Consider the following 19,645-nt stretch of genomic DNA (forward strand, 5'->3'; position numbering starts at 1 on the left):
AGTTGATTGGCTCTGGCGACAAACAAACTGATTGACCCAAGTCAAAGAGACACTTTGCGCGGCTCAATAACTTAATCAGAAAAATGTCTGGGTAAGTCTTTCCCTAAAGTCTTAGATTTCAACACTATCTAGGAGCAGATGTATGCGTTTTCTGAGAAGTGGTGCCATCGCGGTCTTTGTCCTGGCATTCGTATGCGCGACGGCCTCTTATACACAAGCAGACACAGTGGTTAGTCACATCAAAACTATGCGGGATTATGACCTGGTGGAAATCGATGGAAAGCCGCCAATACGCCCCCTCAGGTTCTACATTGGCGAGAACTCCGCATTCGCAATTTGTGGTCATTGTCTTTGTGCTACAGGCGTTATGAAAGGTCGCTATCCCAAGTTAAGGATCAAACCAACTTCCGCTTCGCCAGCATGCGCCTGGGGTTCTCCTGGAATTGATGCGGATTCACCCATGGTGCAAAAGTTTCTCAGTATGAAACAGGTTAGTTCGGAAGAAAGCAGCTTGGTATTCGTTGACGGTAAAGGTGGCGAAATGCGCTTTGAACTGGGAGGAGCGAACCTGAGCCCGCCATAACATGCTGAATGGCCGAATTGTCCGCACAACAGAACAAAAACGGCCTACCGGATAAGTAGGCCATTTATGTTGAGCGGCGTCTAACTCAGACCTGACGCACAGCTCCTTTAGCCGCGCTTGTGGTCAGCTTGGCATAGGCTTTCAGGGCCGTGGACACCTTACGTTTGCGCGGTGCAGCGGGCTCCCAGCCCTTTTCATCCTGCTCGGCGCGGCGGGTGGCCAGTTCTTCGTCCGAGACCGCCAGATGGATCGTGCGTTTGGGGATGTCGATCTCGATCTTGTCACCCTGGCGCACCAGACCGATCACACCACCCTCGGCCGCCTCAGGCGAGACATGGCCAATCGACAGGCCCGAAGTGCCGCCCGAGAACCGACCGTCGGTCAGCAGCGCGCAGGCTTTGCCCAGCCCTTTGGATTTCAGGTAGGAGGTCGGATACAGCATTTCCTGCATCCCCGGACCGCCGCGCGGGCCTTCGTAACGGATGACGACCACGTCGCCCTCTTTCACCTTGCCGGTAAGGATGTCGTTCACCGCCTGATCCTGACTTTCGCAGACATAGGCCGAGCCGGTGAAGGTCAGGCTGGCCGGGTCCACACCGGCGGTTTTCACGATACAGCCGTCGCGCGCGATATTGCCGAACAGAACGGCCAGACCGCCATCCTGACTGAACGCGTGCTCCTTGGACCGGATCACGCCACCTTCGCGGTCGGTGTCCAGCTCTTTGTAGCGGTTCGACTGGCTGAAGGCCTGCGTGGTGCGCACGCCACCCGGTGCGGCCTTGAACAGGTCTTGCGCCTTGGGGTTGTTGGCAACCTTGATGTCCCAATTGGCAATCGCTTCACCCATGGTGCCGGAATGTACGGTGCTGCACCCCTCGTGCAGCAGACCGGCGCGGCTGAGTTCGCCGAGGATCGAGAAGATGCCGCCGGCGCGGTGGACGTCCTCCATATGCACGTTCTCAGTATTGGGCGCGACCTTGCACAGACACGGCACTTTCCGGCTGAGTCGATCCATGTCGGACATGTCGAAATCCACGCCGCCCTCATGCGCGATGGCCAGCAGGTGCAGCACGGTGTTGGTCGAGCCACCCATGGCGATGTCCAGCGACATGGCGTTCTCGAACGCGTCAAACGTGGCGATTTCGCGGGGCAGGAAGCCCTTTTCGTCCAGATCATAGTGGCGCTTGGTGATCTCGACGATGCGGCGGCCTGCTTCAAGGAACAGCTCTTTGCGATCCGAATGGGTGGCTAGCGTCGAGCCATTGCCCGGCAGGGCCAGACCCAGCGCTTCGGCCAGACAGTTCATCGAGTTTGCAGTGAACATGCCGGAACACGACCCGCAGGTGGGGCAGGCATTTTCTTCGATGTGCTGAACCTGTTCGTCGGTGAACCGGTCATCCGCGGCAGCAACCATTGCATCCACAAGGTCGATCTTTTTGGCGTCCAGATCGGCGATGTCGATCTTACCCGCCTCCATCGGCCCGCCCGAAACAAAGATTGCAGGGATGTTCAGGCGCATGGCGGCCATCAGCATACCCGGCGTGATCTTGTCACAGTTCGAGATACAGACCATCGCATCGGCGCAATGTGCGTTGACCATGTATTCGACCGAATCCGCGATAACCTCGCGCGAGGGCAGCGAATACAGCATGCCGTCATGGCCCATGGCGATGCCGTCGTCCACGGCGATCGTGTTGAATTCTTTGGCGACACCACCGGCCTTTTCAACCTCGCGCGCAACCATCTGGCCAAGGTCTTTCAGGTGAACGTGACCCGGCACGAATTGCGTGAACGAGTTGACGATTGCGATGATCGGTTTGCCGAAGTCGTCGTCCCCCATACCGGTTGCGCGCCACAGGCCGCGGGCACCGGCCATGTTACGGCCATGGGTAGAAGTTCTGGATCGGTAGAGTGGCATGACGCTGTTTCCCTATTGCCTCGGGTTGCATGTCTTGGGGTTCGTACGTTATAGCGCACGTATCACATGTGCGCTATAACGCACAAGAGGATTCGAAAGACGAACGACATGGCACCGGATGAAATAACGCTGAAACTGCGGGATGTGCGCGCGGCCTCGGGGCTGAGCCTGTCCAAGGTGGCCGAGATGACAGGCGTCAGCAAAGCCATGCTGGGCCAGATCGAGCGCGGTGAATCCAGCCCTACCATCGCGACTCTGTGGAAGATCGCCAAGGGGTTTCAGCTGCCGCTCAGCGCGTTGATCGGATCGTCCGTTCTGCGTGACCCGGCGGATGCCAGCCTGTTCCAAACCGTGACTTTCCCCGGCAGCATCGAGGTCAAGATTGTCTTTCCCTATGACCCCGCGCTGGGGGCCGAGACCTTTCACGTTGATCTTGCCCCAAACCAAAGCCACGAATCTGCCGCCCATGCCGCAGGGGTGACCGAAGAAGTGTTCGTGCTGAATGGATCGCTTGAAATTCTGCGCGATAGCGAATGGGTGCCTTTGCAGGCCGGGCAGGGGCTGCGTTTTGCCGCCGACTTGCCGCATGGCTATCGCGCCGGGCCCGAGGGGGCCGCGTTTTTGAATATGCATCACTACGCGCGGGTCGCATCCGTCTGAACGTCGTAGAAAAGGGGCTCTAGTGGCAGATTTCATCACCTCACTCACGCTGGCGGATGCCATCGGGTCTTTCGGGGCGCTTGTCGTCGTGGCCGCGTATTTCGCCACTCAGATGCGGATGATGAATTCAGACGATCTGGCCTTCCCGATCCTGAACCTGGCCGGGTCCATCCTGATCGTCTATTCCCTGCTCGAGAATTTCAACCTCGCCTCGATGTTGATCGAGACATTCTGGATCTTGATCAGCCTGACCGGTATTGTGCAGTTTTTCCGCCTGCGCCGCACAAGGTAGCTGTTCTGCCGGCCATCCAGCCTTGAACCCGCATCCGCGCGCGTATAGGGAAAACGCAAGCGCGCGCAGCGGAGGCCCAGATGCAGGACGATCCGAAAACCCTCGTTTCCACCGAATGGCTTGCAGCCCATATGAAAGACCCCGATCTACGGGTTTTGGACGGGTCGTGGTACCTGCCGCAACAGCAGCACGACGCCAAGGCTGAATATGATGCGGCCCATATCCCCGGTGCGCGGTTTTTTGATATCGACGAGATTTCGGATGCGCGGTCCGACCTGCCGCACATGGCTCCTCCGGTCGAGAAATTCATGTCGCGGATGCGGGCGATGGGTGTCGGCGACGGGCATCAGGTCGTGGTCTATGACGGCGCAGGCCTGATGTCGGCGGCACGGGTCTGGTGGCTGTTCCGCCTGATGGGGCAAGAGAACGTGGCCGTTCTGGACGGCGGCTTTCCCAAATGGCAGGCCGAGGGTCGCGAGATCGAGGATTTGCCTCCTGTGATCCGGGACCGTCACATGACAGTGCGCGTGCAGAACCATCTGGTGCGGGATGTGACGCAGGTCTCGGCCGCAGCCAAGCTGAACGATCACGAAATCATCGACGCCCGCGCGGCCGCCCGCTTTGCAGGCACCGCGCCCGAGCCGCGCGAAGGGCTGCGTTCGGGCCATATTCCGGGGTCGCGCAACGTGCCTTTTGGCGAATTGTTGAACAAAAATGGCACGATGAAATCGCCCGAGGAGTGCCGCGCCGTGTTCGAGGGCGCTGGCGTTGATCTGTCGAAACCCGCCATCACCTCATGCGGGTCGGGCGTGACCGCCGCGATCCTCAGCCTTGCGTTGGAACGCATGGGCAAGAAAGACCATTCGCTTTATGACGGCTCCTGGGCTGAATGGGGTGCCTTCCCGACCCTGCCCGTCGCAACCGGAGAGAACTGATGTTCGAGAACCTCAAACCGCAGCCTGCCGACAAGATCTTGGCGCTGATGCAGATGTACCGCGACGACCCGCGCGATCAAAAGATCGACTTGGGTGTGGGCGTCTACAAGAATGCCGAAGGCGTGACCCCGGTGATGCGCGCCGTCAAGGCCGCCGAAAAGCGCATTCTGGAAGAGCAGGAGAGCAAAGCCTATACCGGTTTGGCTGGTGATCCGGCCTATGCCGATGCGATGATCGGCCTGATCCTTGGCGATGCCGTGCCGCGCGGCAATATCGCTGCCGTGGCGACCCCCGGGGGCACCGGTGCCTGTCGTCAGGCGTTTGAGATGATCCGCATGGCCAACCCTGAGGCCCGCGTGTTCGTGTCGAACCCAACATGGCCCAACCACCTGTCGATCCTGAACTATCTGGGCATCGAAACCGTCCCGTACCGCTACTTCGACGGCGAGACGCGCGGCGTCGATTTCGACGGCATGATCGCCGATCTGAAAACGGCCAAGGCGGGCGACGTGGTGCTGCTGCATGGCTGCTGCCACAACCCCACCGGTGCAAACCTGAACATGGTGCAGTGGCAAGAGGTCGTGGACTTGATCAATGCGCAAGGCCTCGTGGCGATGATCGACATCGCATATCAAGGCTTTGGCGATGGTCTGGAAGAGGACGCGCAGGCGACTCGTCTAGTGGCCTCGTCGGTCAAGCGTTGCCTGATCGCGGCCTCCTGTTCCAAGAACTTCGGCGTCTACCGCGAACGGACTGGCCTGCTGATGGCGATCAGCGATGACGCGGCGCAGACATCGCTGAACCAATCGACGCTGGCCTTCCTGAACCGTCAGAACTATTCCTTCCCGCCTGACCATGGCGCGCGCGTTGTGACCACGATCCTGAATGACGACGCCCTGCGCGCCGACTGGGCGGCAGAACTGGAAGAGGTGCGCCTGTCGATGCTGGGTCTGCGCCAGCAACTGGCGGACGAGCTGCAACGCCTGACCGGTTCTGACCGCTTTGGTTTTGTTGCTCAGCACCGAGGCATGTTTTCGCGCCTGGGTGCCGCGCCGGAACTGGTCGAGCAATTGCGGGTCGATCACGGCATCTATATGGTGGGCGATAGCCGGTTGAACATCGCCGGTCTGAACGCAACGACGGTGCCGATTTTGGCTAAGGCGATTGTTGACGTCGGCGTCTGAGGCCCTTTCAAAATCAAGCAAAGCCGCGCTTTCCTGCGCGGCTTTCTTTTTTGAAAAACAAAAAACCGGGCGCGAACGCCCGGTTTTGACTTGAATACTCTCGAGTCTTAGCCCTTCGAGAACTCGGGGTAGGCTTCCATACCCAGCTCTGCCATGTCGAGGCCGTTGATCTCATCCTCTTCGCTAACGCGGATGCCAACGGTGGCTTTCAGGATACCCCAGAGAACCAGTGCACCGACAAAGGTGAACACACCGTAGGCCGCGATACCCAGCAGCTGAGTGCCCAGCGAGGCCTCACCGTAGAAGATCACGGCGATGGTGCCCCAGATGCCTGCGAACAGGTGAACTGGGATCGCACCGACAACGTCGTCGATCTTGAACTTGTCCAGCATCGGAACCGCGAATACTACGATGATGCCGCCGACCGCACCGATCCACAGCGCGCCGAACAGGGTCGGGGCCAGGGGTTCAGCGGTGATTGAGACCAGACCGGCCAGCGCGCCGTTCAGCACCATAGTCAGGTCAGGTTTCTTGTACAGAACTTGCGTCAGGATCAGGGCTGCTACAGCACCCGAGGCTGCGGCCATGTTGGTGTTGGCAAAGATGCGCGACACGTCCGATACGTCACCCACGGTGCCCATCGCCAGTTGCGAGCCGCCGTTGAAGCCGAACCAACCCAGCCAAAGGATGAACGTCCCCAAAGTGGCCAGCGCCAGGTTCGAACCGGGCATCGGGTGCACTTTGCCGTCCTTGTACTTGCCGATACGCGGGCCAAGGATGATTGCACCGGCCAGTGCCGCCCAGCCACCGACCGAGTGTACTACGGTCGAGCCTGCGAAATCCGAGAAGCCAGCCTCAGACAACCAGCCGCCGCCCCACTGCCACGAGCCCGAGATCGGGTACAGGATACCAGTCAGAACAACGACGAAGATCAGGAAGGGCCACAGCTTGATCCGCTCGGCGACGGCACCTGACACGATCGAGGCGGTTGCCGCAACGAATACAAGCTGGAAGAAGAAATCCGAGCCGATCGAGGCATAGTCAAGCGCCGCTGCATCGGAACCAACACCCACTGGATCAAGCACGGTCGGACCACCAATGGCAAAGAAACCATTGAAGTCGCCGGGATACATCGTGTTGAAGCCGACCAACCAATACATGATCGCCGCTATGGAAAAGAGCGCGATGTTTTTGATCATCTGCATCGCCACGTTCTTGGAACGCACAAGGCCGCCTTCCAACATGGCAAACCCGGCCGCCATGAAGAAGACCAGGAAACCGGCCATCAGGAACAGCAGAGTGGTGAAGATATAGCCCACGTCCTCCATCGAAGAAGGCGGGTCATTCGCGAATGCAGCCGCCGGAAAGGCGACCAGCACAGCGGCTGTGGCGAGAATTCGGTTTAGTTTCATTTGATATCTGTCCTTTTACGGATGGGCGCGGATTACAGCGCTTCCTCGTTGGTTTCCCCGGTCCGCACGCGCAGGGCCTGCTCGACGTCGAGGACGAAAATCTTGCCGTCGCCGATCTTGCCGGTCTTGGCGGTTTTGGTGATGGTTTCGACGATCTGATCGGCCATCGTGGCGGGCACCACGATCTCCAGCTTGATCTTGGGTACGAAGTTCACGGCATATTCTGCGCCGCGATAGATTTCTGTGTGACCCGATTGCGAGCCGAAGCCCTTGATTTCGGTCACCATCATGCCGCGCACGCCTGCTTCGGTCAGTGCCTCGCGCACCTCCTCGAGCTTGAACGGCTTGATTGTCGCAATGATCAGTTTCACGTTGATCCCCTCTGCTTCCCCGGTCTGTCCGGCTTGTTTGCACTCGCAGCAAAAAAGCGTGCTCGGGTGCTGTAGGAAACGTCCCAGGTCTGCGAAGAGAGGGAAAATTGTGGCAAGGTGCACAATTTTTGCACAAATAATGCAAAACGATTAAAAATTATGCATTCAAGAGAGAGAATTTACCAGTAATTCTGACCTCAACTTCATCGGTACGGCAGGGTATGGTGCGTCAAAACGATAATCGGGCAGAGTTCGGAAATGACTGAGTCCAGGCGCCGCAAGACCCCTCTGGTCGCGGATAAAAGATACCCGTCCAAGGGCCGCAAGCCCAAGACGACCAAGCGCGCGGCCAAGCCAGCGGGCAAGAAATCTGTTGCGCGCAAAACCACCTCGCGCAAGGCCACGCGTAAGAAAACACGAAAGAAATCCGGTGGCGAGGGTGGCGGAATCTTCCGCCGGATGTTCCGCTGGCTGTGGCGTCTGGTCTGGGGCGTGACCTGGCGCGTTGGGGCTGCGTGTGCGCTGCTATTGGCGCTGGCGATCGGCGTTGTCTACTCAACGCTGCCCAATGTCGATTCGCTTTTGGACGGTCGTGCGCGCGGTTCGGTCACGATGCTGGACCGCGATGGTAAGGTTTATGCGTGGCGCGGGGATCAGTTTGGTGGGGTCATCACCGCCGATACCGTGTCGCCGCATCTAAAACACGCGGTCATCGCGACCGAGGACAAACGCTTCTATCGCCATTTCGGCGTCAGTCCCCGAGGCGTTGCCAGTGCTGTGCGCATCAACCTCAGCGAAGGGCGAGGGCCGTTGTCGGGCCATGGCGGGTCGACCATTACCCAGCAGACGGCCAAGCTGTTGTGTCTTGGTGTGCCCTACGATCCCGCCGAGTGGGAGTCCGAGGCCGCGTATGAGGCGGATTGCCGTCAGGGTTCGCTCTGGCGCAAGGCAAAAGAGGCCGTCTATGCGATGGCGATGGAGGTCAAGTATTCCAAAGACGAGATTCTGACCATTTACCTGAACCGCGCTTTCCTTGGGGCCGGTGCCCGTGGGTTCGAGGCTGCCAGCCAGCGTTATTTCGGGATCTCGGCGGCCGAGGTTTCGCCGTCCGAGGCAGCGATGTTGGCAGGGTTGCTGGTCGCGCCCACACGCTATGCTCCGACGAACAACCTGCAACGCTCGCAGGATCGGGCGCGACTGGTCGTCGGGCTGATGGAGGACCAGGGATACCTGTCCACCGCGCAGGCTAGCGAAGCCCGCGCGCGCCCGGCGGTTTTGTCGGATGCTGCTGCTGCCCGCGCAGGGGGGTATTTCGCCGATTGGGTCATGGCCAGCGGACCTGAATTCTTTACCCGTAATACGACCGAGGATGTGGTGATTCGCACCACGCTGGATCAGCGCATCCAGACATCGGCAGAAGAGGCGCTGAAATACATCTTTCAGGAAAAGGTGCGCGAAGGGTCCAAGGCGCAGGCCGCCATTGTGGTGATGTCGGCCGATGGGGCGGTGCGCGCCATGGTTGGCGGGCGCAAGACCCGCGTGTCGGGGGCGTTCAACCGCGCCACGCAGGCGCTGCGACAGACCGGGTCATCGTTCAAGCCGTTCGTCTATGCCACGGCGCTGGAACTGGGCTATTCGCCGTTGGATACGGTGATGGACGAGCCTTACTGCATCGATATCCCCGGCTCGGGCCAGTGGTGTCCCAAGAATTACACCAACAAGTTCTATGGTCGGGTGACACTGGCGGATGCCCTGAAGAACTCGCTGAACATCCCGGCGGTGAAAGTGGCCGAGATTTCAGGGCTAGAGAATGTGCGCACCGTTGCCAGCGAATTCGGTATCGCCAGCGATCTGGCCGAAGGCCCGGCACTGGCATTGGGCGCGTCTGAGAGCACGCTGATCGAGATGACGGGCGCCTATGCGGGTATTTTGAACGGAGGCTCTGCGGTTGAACCTTATGGCCTGACCGAGCTGAAGCTGTTGGGTGACGATACCCCTGTCATGGTGACGACAACCGGTATTGGTGAGCGTGTCATAAATGACAAGGCGGCCAAGCAACTGACCTGGATGATGGAGCGTGTGGTGTCCGAGGGCACCGGTGGGCGCGCCAAACTGCCGGGGTGGCAGGTGGCAGGCAAGACCGGCACCACGCAGGCGGCGCGGGATGCTTGGTTCATTGGCTTCACGGCGGATTATGTGACCGGTGTCTGGATGGGGTATGACGACAACACGCCGCTGTCTGGCGTCACAGGCGGCGGCCTGCCCGCCGAGATCTGGAAAGAGACGATGGTGCGCGTGACCGAAGGGATGACACCCACCCCACTGCCCATGCTGGCCCCGGACCCGCCGGTGCGAACCGAACAGCCTCGGCAGCAGCGCCGCAGGCAGAACAACGGGTTTGAGAAGGCCATCAACAACCTGCTGAACAATATATTCGGCAACTAAGTCACAAAAAAAGGCGGTGCGCTGGGCACCGCCTTTTCTACACGTGGTGAGGCGAAATCAGACGCTTTCGTTCAGTGCGGCCAGAATGGCGTCGCCCATTTCTGTGGTCGAGACCGGCTCAACGCCCTCTTCGGCCAGCAAGTCGGCGGTGCGGACACCATCGGCCAGAACCTTCTCGATCGCGGCTTCCAGGCGATCGGCCTCATCCCCTTGGTCAAAGCTGTAGCGCAGCGCCATGGCAAAGCTCAGGATACAAGCAATCGGGTTGGCCTTGCCCTGACCCGCGATATCGGGGGCCGAGCCGTGGACGGGTTCGTACATCGCCTTGGGGCGGCCGTTGGCCATGGGCGCACCCAGCGAAGCGGATGGCAGCATACCCAGCGAACCGGTCAGCATCGCCGCGCAATCCGACAGGATATCGCCGAACAGGTTGTCGGTGACGATCACGTCAAACTGCTTGGGTGCGCGCACCAGCTGCATCGCGCCGTTATCGGCATACATATGGGACAGCTCGACCTCGGGGTAGTCCGCTGCGACACGGTCCACGACCTCGCGCCACAGGATGCCCGATTCCATCACGTTGGCTTTCTCCATCGAGCACAGCTTCTTGTTTCGGCGCATCGCCAGTTCAAAGGCCGAGCGCGCGGCGCGTTCGATCTCGGACTCGGTATAGCGCTGGGTGTTGATGCCTACACGCTCATTACCTTCGTTGAAGATGCCGCGCGGCTCGCCGAAATAGACACCCGATGTCAGTTCGCGCACGATCATGATGTCCAGACCGGCGACGATGTCTTTCTTCAGCGACGAGAAATCCGCGAGTGCGTCAAAGCACTGGGCCGGGCGCAGGTTGGAAAACAGGTCCATTTCCTTGCGCAGGCGCAGCAGGCCGCGCTCGGGCTTTACGCTGAAATCCAGATCGTCGTATTTCGGGCCACCCACGGCGCCCAGCAGAACCGCGTCCACCTCTTGCGCCTTGGCCATGGTTTCGTCCGTCAAAGGCGTGCCATGCGCGTCATAGGCGGCACCGCCGACCAGATCCTCGCTCACGTCAAAGTGAAGGCCGCGTTTTTCGCCGAACCAGCCGATGATTCTGCGCACTTCGGCCATAACTTCCGGGCCAATTCCGTCTCCGGGCAGGATGAGGAGCGAGGGGTTGGACATGAAAGGTCTCCTTGCGTTTCGTCGCACAGGCCCTAGCGTCTGCATCGCATCGGGTCAATGAGACGATCCCGCCAAACCACGAGGAAAACACATGCTGACACCCGGAAACCCGGTTCCCGCACTGAAAATTGAAACCGTCGCCGGTGGGGACTTCGATCTTGAGCGCGACAAGGGCGAAAACGGCACGTTGGTGATTCAGTATCGCGGGTTGCATTGCCCAATCTGCATTCGTCAGATGGGCGAGGTCGAAGCGGCGCTGGATGACTTTGCCGAACTGGGGATCGAGGTGGTGATGATCACCACGGACACCGCCGAGCGCGCTGCTGAAACGGTTGAAAAAGCGGGCGTGTCGCGCCTGCGTGTGGGTCACAGTCTGCCTATGGCCGAGGCGCGGGAAGACTGGGGGCTGAACATCTCGGAAGGACGTGAAGGGACTGCAGAGGCCGCGTTCTTCGCCGAGCCGGGACATTTCTACATCTCGCCCGACCGCAACCTGTATTTCGCCTGGCAGCAGACCATTCCCTTTGCACGCCCCGCCATTGCCGATATTGCCGGAGGCATCAAATTTGCGCTGAACAACGGCTATCCCCCGCGCGGCACCTATACCGGTGCCCTGTAGGTGGTGGTAGATGGACCTTCTGGATCAGCCAGAGGGCCCAAATGCGTCCGAAAAGGCGGCGCGCAGCCATTCGACCGTGACCTGAACCCGTTTGTATCCGACTGTGTCGGGGTTGAGATAGAGGTTCAGGCTTCGGTTAAATTCGGGCCGACCTGTGCCCACACGCACCAGATCGTTGCGCCCTTTGGCCAGACACATCGGCAACAGACCCTTGCCGACCCCTGCGGCGACGGCTGAAACCAGAACGCTGGCATCGGTGGCGGTGACGCGCATGGTTTCGGTACTTTTGCTCAGCCGCTCGACAGCCCGGCTGATGATCGGGCGACTTGCTTCTTCGTCAAAAAAGGCGACCCAATTGGCAAGGGGTGTGTCCAGATGCGCCGCACGGTATACGGCATATGGCACCTGACCAAGCGTAACGGTGTATTCCGCAGCTTCGGGTGGAACCTCGAACCACATCTGGATCGATGCTTCACCCGAGACACGCGCAGACGGTGCGCGGGTCATCAGTCTCAGATCCAGCCCCGGATTGGTGGCCAGAAAGCGATCCATGCCGGTCATTGCCAGCCGTTGCATTGTCCATGAATTTCCAACCAGCCGCATCACGCCTACGGCGCTGGCCTGCGATTGCGAAATCTGGTCGGTCATCTGGTGATAATGTGCCTCGATCTGTTCGGCCTGCCGGATCGCGATGACGCCCGCCTCGGTCGGGACAAAGCCGGATTTAGAGCGCACGAACAGGATAACTCCCAGCTCTTTTTCAAGCGCAGTCAGACGCCGCCCCATCGTCGTCGCGTCGACGTCAAGCGCGTGCGCCGCGCCGGTCAGTGAACCGGCCCGACCAATGGCCAGAAGCACTTTCAGATTGTCCCAATTCATGTCAGTTACCTGCAAAATTGCATGATCTTGATGCAGTTTAGTGCCTTTTTGTCAGCAGAAATCAAATCTAAATTCAGGCAATCCAGAAGAGGCACTGCACTTTCCAAAGTTCACAGTGGGTTACGAGTTTTCTTTTTGGGGTGTTGGGGTCTGTTCTAGATCCCGTGATAAAGGACAAGTGAATGCAAGTTTTTTCGAAAGTTTGGACTACGGCGGTCTGCCTGACATTTGTGGCGGCGTGCAGTCAAACCGAGGCTCCGCAGCCCATTCAGGCTGAGCCGATTTTCAACAAGTATGGTGACGTTATCGGATGCTCGGACGGTTCATTACCCGCAGGTACGGCAACCGAGCCCTGTGTGCCGCCGCCGCCTCCACCGGAAGGCTGTGATGATTCCTCGGTTGCTGGAACGGCGTCTGTTCCTTGCAGCCCTCCGGGGGAAGAGCGTGACCCAAGCGACAGTTCGACATCCGGCGGTGGGCGTGACCCTGACGGAGGGCGCGATCCAAGCGACAGCACCTCGACCGGAGATGGGCGTGACCCAACGGGGGGGTCGTCCGCACCCGGCACGCCGCGCACGTAAGTTTTTCGATTTATAAGTTTGTATAGTAACGAGTCTGTCCGGGTAATTGACAATCCTCGACCTGAAATTGGGCCACCGCTTGGTGGCCCTTTTTTCTTCAGTCCATGTCTATGTCGACCCAGACCAGCCGGTGGCGGCTGGCTTTTTCGGCTGCGTCCCGCTCTGGCGTGCCCGGTTTGGGCCAGTACACGCCCGCGCGCTGCACGGTCCAGTGGGCCGAGGGCAGAACATAGTCGACCCTCAGATCCCCGACCGCTTTCCATGTGACCGTAGTCAATGCACCGGTAGGGTCCTGCGGACGCGGGTCGGTCAGGCGCGGGTCGGTCAGCAGGCTGTGGATCGCCAGTTTGAGGCCTTCACCCTGCGTCGGATCCTGGTTTGCATCCCCGGCGATGATGAAAGGGCCATTGGGGGCCTGTCCCAGATCGCCATCCAGAACTGCGCGCCACAGCATGATCTCATCATGATTGCGCAGACCATTGCGATCCTCTGGCCCATCAAACACCGGAGGGGCAGCATGGAAGGTCATCAAAGTTAGCGGCCCTTGTGGGGTTTCTATTGGGACCGCCCAATGGGCCACGGACGAAAGTCGCTGGATGTCCTGCGCGTTGGTGGAGGGGAAGGGTCGCCCATCGACCAGCGGCAACTTGGCATTCGGCAGGTCGCGCCAGCGCAGCGCGGTAAATTCCTGCACCTGATCCGTGGTGATGGGATAGCGCGACAACACTGCCATCCCCGCTTGACCGGTGAACCGGCCCCAGCCCTGGGCATCACCGGGCCCTGATGTGCGGCCATCGCCATCCATATCCAGCCCGGTTTCCAGGCCAGAGTTCGGCTGGGCGGCATAGATATGTGGATAGCTCAGCCCCTGTGATGACACTTGCGTGGTCAGCGCCCGGATCGTCTTACCGTTCAGGTCCCAGTCGATCCCCTGCAACGCGACGATATCGGCCTGAACCGCTAACAGGACCTCTACCACCGCTTGAACCTGTGCATCGCCGCGCTGGATATCGCGCAGCAACAGTCCGGGCCCGTCGCGGCTGAGTTCGGTGTTGAAGGTGGCCACGCGTAAAGGTTCTGCCTGCGCCATGATCGGCAGCAGCAGAAAGATCAGGGCACGGATCATGCGGCCTGAGTGGACTCGGTTGTGGAATAGGCGCGGCGTTTTTCGACGATCAGGTTGGCAATCCGCAAAGTCGCCATCCCGCGCATGATCATGCTAGCGGGCAGGAAGGCCCATGCGCTCATCGTCCAGATCAGGGTTTGCGGGTTATTAAGCGAGATGGGATCGGCGTATTCCGTCAGTATCTTGATCAACGCCGGGATCAGGAAGGGCAACAGCACCCCGATCGAGATGTTCAGCCGTCCGTCCCGTTGCAGCCGGGTGACGACGTCGCCGCCCTTGGTCGGGTCGAATAGCGGTAGATTTGTCCAGACATTGAATGCACCGTTGCCGGTTGGCCAACCACGCAGCTTCACCGCATAAGCAAAAGCCGCGATGGTCGCCAAGGCGGCGACATAGGCGACGCTGGCGGAAATACGCACTAGCTCGGTCAGTGGCGCACTTGCCCCTGACGGCAGGATCAGGACGATCAGGCGGACCGGAGAATAGGGGAAGTCCACGATATTCGCGATACCCAGGCCGACCGAATAGAAAACCTCGGTCAGGCCGGTGGGCATATAGGCGTTCTTGCAGATCAGCGTCAGGAAGGTGACCATTGTAACTAACCCGACAAAGCGCAACCGGTTCACCGGCGGCGCATCGCGGAATTCGATAAAGCTGGGAAAGGCCGAGTTATATTCGGCAAAGGTCAGAAAAAACGCGAGAATGGCGAGAAAGACGACGATCTCGGTCCCATTCGTTGACGATACGGGCAGATACAACGCGGGGGTCAGCACCACAAGTGCAACAAGAATGCCCCGAATTGCCGCCCCTGTTGTGCGCGCAATCACTTTCCGAACCCTTTCAAACTGGACGGGCCGATCTTTGCCGACTTCATTCCAACTTGTGCCCGTCATTGATTATTTTGACGGATGCCTCATTAGCGCCAACATTGACCCCCCAAGGCAATTCGCTCAAGCCAAGGTGCAGAAAACACGCCATTTGAGGCAAAAAGATGGCAAAACTGGTGCTGGTTTGCATCATTCCTGACGCAAAACCGTCGTCTAGTTTAAGGTCACCGCAACATGTTGTGTTTGCCGAATTTCAGACCCCAAGAATGCGAAAGGGACCGCCGAAGCGACCCCTTTAAGTTGCATTGCATACGATGTCTAAAAGAATCACACCCACGGACGCGCCTGAGAGGCGTGCTCTTCGAATTTGTCGATATGATGTTCTTTTTCCATCGACAGGCCGATATCGTCCAAACCGTTCAGCAGGCAGTGCTTGCGGTGAGGGTCGATGTCAAATTCGATCTCGACGCCGTCCGAGGTCGTGATCTTCTGATCTTCCAGATGCACAGTCATGCGGGCGTTCTCGCCCTTGTGCGCGTCATCCATTAGAACCGCATGATGCTCTTCTTCGACGACGATGGGCAGGATGCCGTTCTTGAAGCAGTTGTTGAAGAAGATGTCCGCGAAGCTGGTCGAGATCACGACCTTGATGCCGAAATCCTTGATCGCCCAGGGCGCGTGTTCCCGCGACGAGCCGCAACCGAAATTGTCGCCTGCTACCAGAATCTCGGTGTTGCGATAGGCAGGTTTGTTCAGAACGAATTCTTCATTCTCGCCGCCATGGTCGTGATAGCGCATCTCGTCGAACAGCACGACGCCAAGGCCAGACCGTTTGATGGTTTTCAGGTGCACTTTGGGAATGATCATATCGGTGTCGATATTGATCAGTGGCATTGGGGCGGCCACCCCGTGGACTTTGTCAAACTTTTCCATGTTCACACTCCTGCGGGAGAGGGCCGCGCCCGTGCCCCGCGTTTAAGCTTCTTTCGCTTCTGTTGTTTCGTCTTTGGGTGCGTCTTTGACGTAGAACGCCATAAAGACCAGGCCGAGCCCGTTAAAGATCATCTCGATGCCCAGTAGAATGCCCAGCAATTGCAGCATGATCGCAGGCTCGACTGTGGCAAAGCGCCAGATAAGCATCGCCAGGACAATCGACATGATGCCAGAGATCAGTGTGGCCCAGAAATATTGAGTGCCACGCATCTGGAACGACAGGATAACTCGGGCGATACCGCCTGCCAGAAACAGGATCAGACAAACGGTGGCCAGCGTCAGCGTGCCCTGCAACGGGTGACCCAGAAAGGACCAGCCCAGAAACAGCATCACCACACCCATGATGAGTGACAGGATTTTGTTACCCGTGCCTTCGACGGTAAAGCCGCCGACAACTTGCAACGCGCCCGTGATCAGCAGCAACACACCCGTCACCACCGTTACGGCAATCGACGCCACCGCCGGCGCGCCCAGCACAAAGATGCCAAACACGATGGACAGAAGTCCAAGCAGCAGCCATTTGATCCAGTCACTCATTTGTTCAATCCCTCAAATATCTAGATATGAGGGTACCTTACATCAAGTCGCGGACGTCTGTCAGCCGTCCTGTTAGGGCCGCTGCGGCAGCCATTGCCGGGCTCAGCAGGTGGGTGCGTCCTCCGCGGCCCTGACGACCCTCAAAGTTACGGTTCGAGGTCGCGGCACAGCGCTCGCCCGGTTGCAACTGGTCGGGGTTCATCGCCAGACACATCGAACATCCTGCCAGACGCCATTCGAAACCGGCCTCTTTGAAGATGTCGGCCAGACCTTCTTCCTCGGCCTGCAATCGGACCAGACCCGAACCGGGCACGACCATTGCGCGCATCCCGTCCTTGATCTTTTTGCCTTTGAGGATTTCAGCAGCGGCGCGCAGATCTTCGATCCGGCCATTGGTGCAAGACCCGATAAAGACGGTGTCGATTTCCACGTCGCTCAGCTTCTGACCGGCTTCCAGTCCCATGTATTCGATCGAGCGGCGGGCCGCGTCAACTTTGCCGCCTTCGAAATCTTCGGGGTTCGGCACGGTTGCGGTGATCGGCAACACGTCTTCGGGGCTGGTGCCCCATGTCACCACGGGCGCGATATCTTCGCCGCGCAGGGTCACGACCTTGTCGAAATGCGCGCCTTCATCGGTGTAAAGCGTTTTCCACCACTCCATTGCGGCTTCCCACTGGGCGCCTTTCGGGGCGTGGGGGCGGCCTTTGACGTATTCGAACGTGGTCTCATCGGGGGCGATCAGACCCGCGCGGGCACCGCCTTCGATCGCCATGTTACAGACGGTCATGCGGCCTTCCATCGACAGATCGCGGATCGCTTCGCCGCAATATTCGATGACATAGCCGGTGCCGCCTGCTGTGCCAGTCTCACCGATCACGGCCAGAGTGATATCCTTGGCGGTCACGCCCGGCTGCAATTTGCCGGTGATTTCCACCTTCATGTTCTTGGATTTTTTCTGGATCAGAGTCTGCGTGGCCAGAACATGCTCAACCTCAGAAGTACCAATGCCGTGGGCCAGAGCACCAAACGCGCCATGGGTGGCGGTGTGGCTGTCGCCGCAGACAACGGTCATGCCGGGCAGGGTCCAACCTTGTTCGGGGCCGACGATGTGGACGATGCCCTGACGGACGTCATGCACCGGGTAGTAGTGAATGCCGAAATCCTTGGCATTCTTGTCCAGCGCCTCGACCTGAATGCGTGATTCCGGGTTTTCGATCCCGTTCACGCGGTCCGGCGTGGTGGGCACGTTGTGATCCGGCACGGCGATGGTCTTTTCTGGCGCACGCACCTTGCGGCCCGCCATGCGCAGGCCTTCGAAGGCCTGAGGGCTGGTCACTTCGTGTACCAGATGGCGGTCGATATACAGCAGGCAGGTGCCATCGTCGGCTTCATGCGCGACATGGGCATCCCAGATCTTGTCATAGAGTGTTTTGGGGGACATCGGTCCTCTCCCGTATGTAATGAGAATTGGCTGGCGAGGTGGCTTAGGCCGCCGATAGGCGGGCCAGAACCGTGCGGGCAGCCCCATAGAACCGTTCGCGCAGACGGGCGCGATCTTCAAGGTTCTGAATCTGGGCTACGGTGAGTCTCATGGCGTCCAGATATATTGCCCATTGCCGTCAATCAAGGTTCAAAACCGCGTCAGGCTTGCATCATGGGGCTGTGCTGTCCAAGCTGCAGGTATGAATCAAGACCTGATCCCCAGCTCGCTGTCGGACCTTTATGACAACATGGTCGCGGGCTTTTCTGTGCAATTCGAAAACCTTCTTGAACTGGTGGTCACGCCGGGCTGGCGTCAGCACCAGCTGGTGATCATTCTATTGCTATGGGCTTTGGCATTTGGCCTTAAGCTTTTCACGCAAGGCCGGTGGGATTCTTGGGCGCGGGCGCGCACTGGGTGGCCCAAATGGCGTTTGCGCGTTTTAGTACAGCTGATGCAGCGCTTGACGCTGGTCTATTTCGTGTTGCTGTCCTGGGCACTGTATCTGGTCATGCAGCAGATCACATGGCCGTCCCGCAGTTATATCATTGGCGTTATCGCGACTTTGGCGACGGCGTGGTTGGCCATAGCGCTGGTGGCGCGACTGGTGCGCAACAGAACGCTTCGGCGGATCTTCAAATGGGCCATGTGGGTCTATGCAACGCTTGTTGCATTGAATCTGACCGATGATGTGGCCGAGTTTTTGGACGGAGTCGCGATTTCTATTGGAGATCTGCATATCTCGGTGCTGGGGATCATCAAGGCGACGCTGTTGATCGGTGTTCTGCTGACGTTGGCGCGTGTGGGTACGCGCGCAGCCGAACGTGGTTTGAAAAACAACGATGACATTACGCCTTCCATGCAGGTGCTATTGGCCAAGGGCATGCAGGTGGTTCTGTATGGTGCGGTTTTCTTGGCAGCCATTCGAACGTTGGGCTTTGACCTGACCGGGATTGCGCTGTTGTCCGGTGCCATCGGTGTGGGCATCGGGTTTGGGCTGCAAAAGGTGGTATCGAACCTAATCTCGGGGATTATCATCCTGATGGATCGCTCGATCAAACCGGGCGACGTGATCTCGCTAGGGGATACGTTTGGGTGGATCAACGCGCTGGGCGCGCGTTATGTCTCGGTCGTGACACGGGACGGGCGGGAATACCTGATCCCGAACGAAGATCTGATTACCAGTCAGGTCGTGAACTGGTCGCATTCCGACAAGTTCGTGCGGCTGGATCTGGAGTTTGGTACCAGCTATGGCGACGATCCCCACAAGGTGCGCGCCACCGCTATCCGTTCAGTGAAGTCCGTGGCCCGCGTGCTGAGTGGCGGTCTACATGAACCGGTCTGCCATATCACTGGATTCGGGGACAGCAGCGTCGACTACGTGCTGCGGTTCTGGATCAGCGACCCAACCAAGGGGCTGACCAATATCCGCGGCAATGTCTACCTAGCGCTCTGGGATGCGTTTCAGGCCGAGGGTATCTCGCTGCCCTTCCCGCAGCGCGAGGTGCGCCTGCTGCACGACGCAGACCCGCAACAGATCGTAGAGGATTGACGCTGCGTTGATGGCGCGTTCATTGAAATGTTGCATTCCCCTTGTTACCTTATTAGTACCCCGGCGCCGGGATTTGATGGCGCGCAGCAA

General features: G+C 59.0%; 20 protein-coding genes. 9 read left to right on the forward strand and 11 right to left on the reverse strand.

All coding sequences use genetic code 11. From position 1 onward, the window contains the following. Positions 1-142 precede the first annotated feature (142 nt). Complete coding sequence (locus ACR3E7_RS14520; RefSeq protein WP_480504223.1) at positions 143-583, forward strand: hypothetical protein; 441 nt, start codon at positions 143-145, stop codon at positions 581-583. Between the two features lie 85 nt (positions 584-668). Here ACR3E7_RS14520 and ilvD read toward each other — a convergent pair whose 3' ends face one another. Then, entirely contained in the window at positions 669-2,501 is a 1,833-nt protein-coding gene (gene ilvD, locus ACR3E7_RS14525) for a dihydroxy-acid dehydratase (RefSeq protein ID WP_480504222.1), read from the reverse strand. Positions 2,502-2,609: 108 nt separating this feature from the next. Between ilvD and ACR3E7_RS14530 the strand changes: the two genes are divergently transcribed. The 4 genes from ACR3E7_RS14530 (at position 2,610) to ACR3E7_RS14545 (ending at position 5,572) form a co-directional block, all read left to right on the forward strand. After that, on the forward strand, positions 2,610-3,161 hold the full coding sequence (locus tag ACR3E7_RS14530; RefSeq protein ID WP_480504221.1) for a helix-turn-helix domain-containing protein: 552 nt from the start codon (positions 2,610-2,612) through the stop codon (positions 3,159-3,161). Positions 3,162-3,183: 22 nt separating this feature from the next. Beyond that, positions 3,184-3,453: a CBU_0592 family membrane protein gene (locus tag ACR3E7_RS14535; RefSeq protein ID WP_480504220.1), complete on the forward strand. Its 270-nt coding sequence runs from the start codon at positions 3,184-3,186 to the stop codon at positions 3,451-3,453. Positions 3,454-3,533: 80 nt separating this feature from the next. Next, positions 3,534-4,388: a 3-mercaptopyruvate sulfurtransferase gene (gene sseA, locus ACR3E7_RS14540; RefSeq protein ID WP_480504219.1), complete on the forward strand. Its 855-nt coding sequence runs from the start codon at positions 3,534-3,536 to the stop codon at positions 4,386-4,388. After that, complete coding sequence (locus ACR3E7_RS14545) at positions 4,388-5,572, forward strand: amino acid aminotransferase (protein ID WP_170790128.1); 1,185 nt, start codon at positions 4,388-4,390, stop codon at positions 5,570-5,572. Before sseA ends, ACR3E7_RS14545 begins: the two co-directional genes overlap by 1 nt. A gap of 107 nt (positions 5,573-5,679) precedes the next feature. Here the strand turns inward: ACR3E7_RS14545 and ACR3E7_RS14550 are convergent, their stop codons facing one another. After that, positions 5,680-6,984: an ammonium transporter gene (locus ACR3E7_RS14550; RefSeq protein WP_480504218.1), complete on the reverse strand. Its 1,305-nt coding sequence runs from the start codon at positions 6,982-6,984 to the stop codon at positions 5,680-5,682. 32 nt (positions 6,985-7,016) lie between these two features. Continuing rightward, on the reverse strand, positions 7,017-7,355 hold the full coding sequence (locus ACR3E7_RS14555; RefSeq protein ID WP_058273036.1) for a P-II family nitrogen regulator: 339 nt from the start codon (positions 7,353-7,355) through the stop codon (positions 7,017-7,019). Between the two features lie 258 nt (positions 7,356-7,613). On the opposite strand from ACR3E7_RS14555, the gene ACR3E7_RS14560 reads away from it, so the two are divergent. Beyond that, a complete protein-coding gene (locus ACR3E7_RS14560; RefSeq protein ID WP_480504217.1) occupies positions 7,614-9,800 on the forward strand; it encodes a transglycosylase domain-containing protein in 2,187 nt (728 codons plus the stop codon). 57 nt (positions 9,801-9,857) lie between these two features. Here ACR3E7_RS14560 and leuB read toward each other — a convergent pair whose 3' ends face one another. Next, entirely contained in the window at positions 9,858-10,961 is a 1,104-nt protein-coding gene (gene leuB / locus ACR3E7_RS14565) for a 3-isopropylmalate dehydrogenase (RefSeq protein WP_170786345.1), read from the reverse strand. A 91-nt stretch (positions 10,962-11,052) separates the two neighbouring features. Between leuB and ACR3E7_RS14570 the strand changes: the two genes are divergently transcribed. After that, entirely contained in the window at positions 11,053-11,580 is a 528-nt protein-coding gene (locus ACR3E7_RS14570; protein WP_170786347.1) for a redoxin domain-containing protein, read from the forward strand. Between the two features lie 24 nt (positions 11,581-11,604). On the opposite strand, the gene ACR3E7_RS14575 is transcribed toward ACR3E7_RS14570, so the two are convergent. Next, positions 11,605-12,459 carry a LysR family transcriptional regulator gene (locus tag ACR3E7_RS14575; RefSeq protein WP_480504216.1) on the reverse strand — a complete coding sequence of 285 codons (855 nt, stop codon included), beginning with the start codon at positions 12,457-12,459 and terminating at the stop codon, positions 11,605-11,607. 182 nt (positions 12,460-12,641) lie between these two features. On the opposite strand from ACR3E7_RS14575, the gene ACR3E7_RS14580 reads away from it, so the two are divergent. After that, positions 12,642-13,040, forward strand: a complete 399-nt coding sequence (locus ACR3E7_RS14580; protein ID WP_480504215.1) for a hypothetical protein — start codon at positions 12,642-12,644, stop codon at positions 13,038-13,040. A gap of 97 nt (positions 13,041-13,137) precedes the next feature. Here ACR3E7_RS14580 and ACR3E7_RS14585 read toward each other — a convergent pair whose 3' ends face one another. From ACR3E7_RS14585 to ACR3E7_RS14610, 6 genes are all read right to left on the reverse strand, one after another. Next, positions 13,138-14,166, reverse strand: a complete 1,029-nt coding sequence (locus ACR3E7_RS14585) for an endonuclease/exonuclease/phosphatase family protein (RefSeq protein WP_480504214.1) — start codon at positions 14,164-14,166, stop codon at positions 13,138-13,140. Further along, a complete protein-coding gene (locus ACR3E7_RS14590) occupies positions 14,163-14,993 on the reverse strand; it encodes a hypothetical protein (RefSeq protein ID WP_480504213.1) in 831 nt (276 codons plus the stop codon). Before ACR3E7_RS14590 ends, ACR3E7_RS14585 begins: the two co-directional genes overlap by 4 nt. Positions 14,994-15,320: 327 nt before the next feature. Then, positions 15,321-15,926: a 3-isopropylmalate dehydratase small subunit gene (gene leuD / locus ACR3E7_RS14595; protein WP_170790125.1), complete on the reverse strand. Its 606-nt coding sequence runs from the start codon at positions 15,924-15,926 to the stop codon at positions 15,321-15,323. Between the two features lie 42 nt (positions 15,927-15,968). Next, on the reverse strand, positions 15,969-16,523 hold the full coding sequence (locus ACR3E7_RS14600) for an HdeD family acid-resistance protein (RefSeq protein ID WP_480504212.1): 555 nt from the start codon (positions 16,521-16,523) through the stop codon (positions 15,969-15,971). A 37-nt stretch (positions 16,524-16,560) separates the two neighbouring features. Then, on the reverse strand, positions 16,561-17,964 hold the full coding sequence (leuC, locus tag ACR3E7_RS14605; protein ID WP_170786357.1) for a 3-isopropylmalate dehydratase large subunit: 1,404 nt from the start codon (positions 17,962-17,964) through the stop codon (positions 16,561-16,563). A 43-nt stretch (positions 17,965-18,007) separates the two neighbouring features. Continuing rightward, the gene (locus tag ACR3E7_RS14610; protein WP_174819376.1) at positions 18,008-18,115 is read right to left on the reverse strand and encodes an isopropylmalate isomerase; all 108 of its coding nucleotides are present in this window, start codon (positions 18,113-18,115) and stop codon (positions 18,008-18,010) included. 90 nt (positions 18,116-18,205) lie between these two features. On the opposite strand from ACR3E7_RS14610, the gene ACR3E7_RS14615 reads away from it, so the two are divergent. Next, positions 18,206-19,555, forward strand: a complete 1,350-nt coding sequence (locus ACR3E7_RS14615) for a mechanosensitive ion channel family protein (RefSeq protein ID WP_480504211.1) — start codon at positions 18,206-18,208, stop codon at positions 19,553-19,555. Positions 19,556-19,645 lie beyond the last annotated feature (90 nt).

This window comes from Ruegeria sp. BK1 (assembly GCF_056535645.1).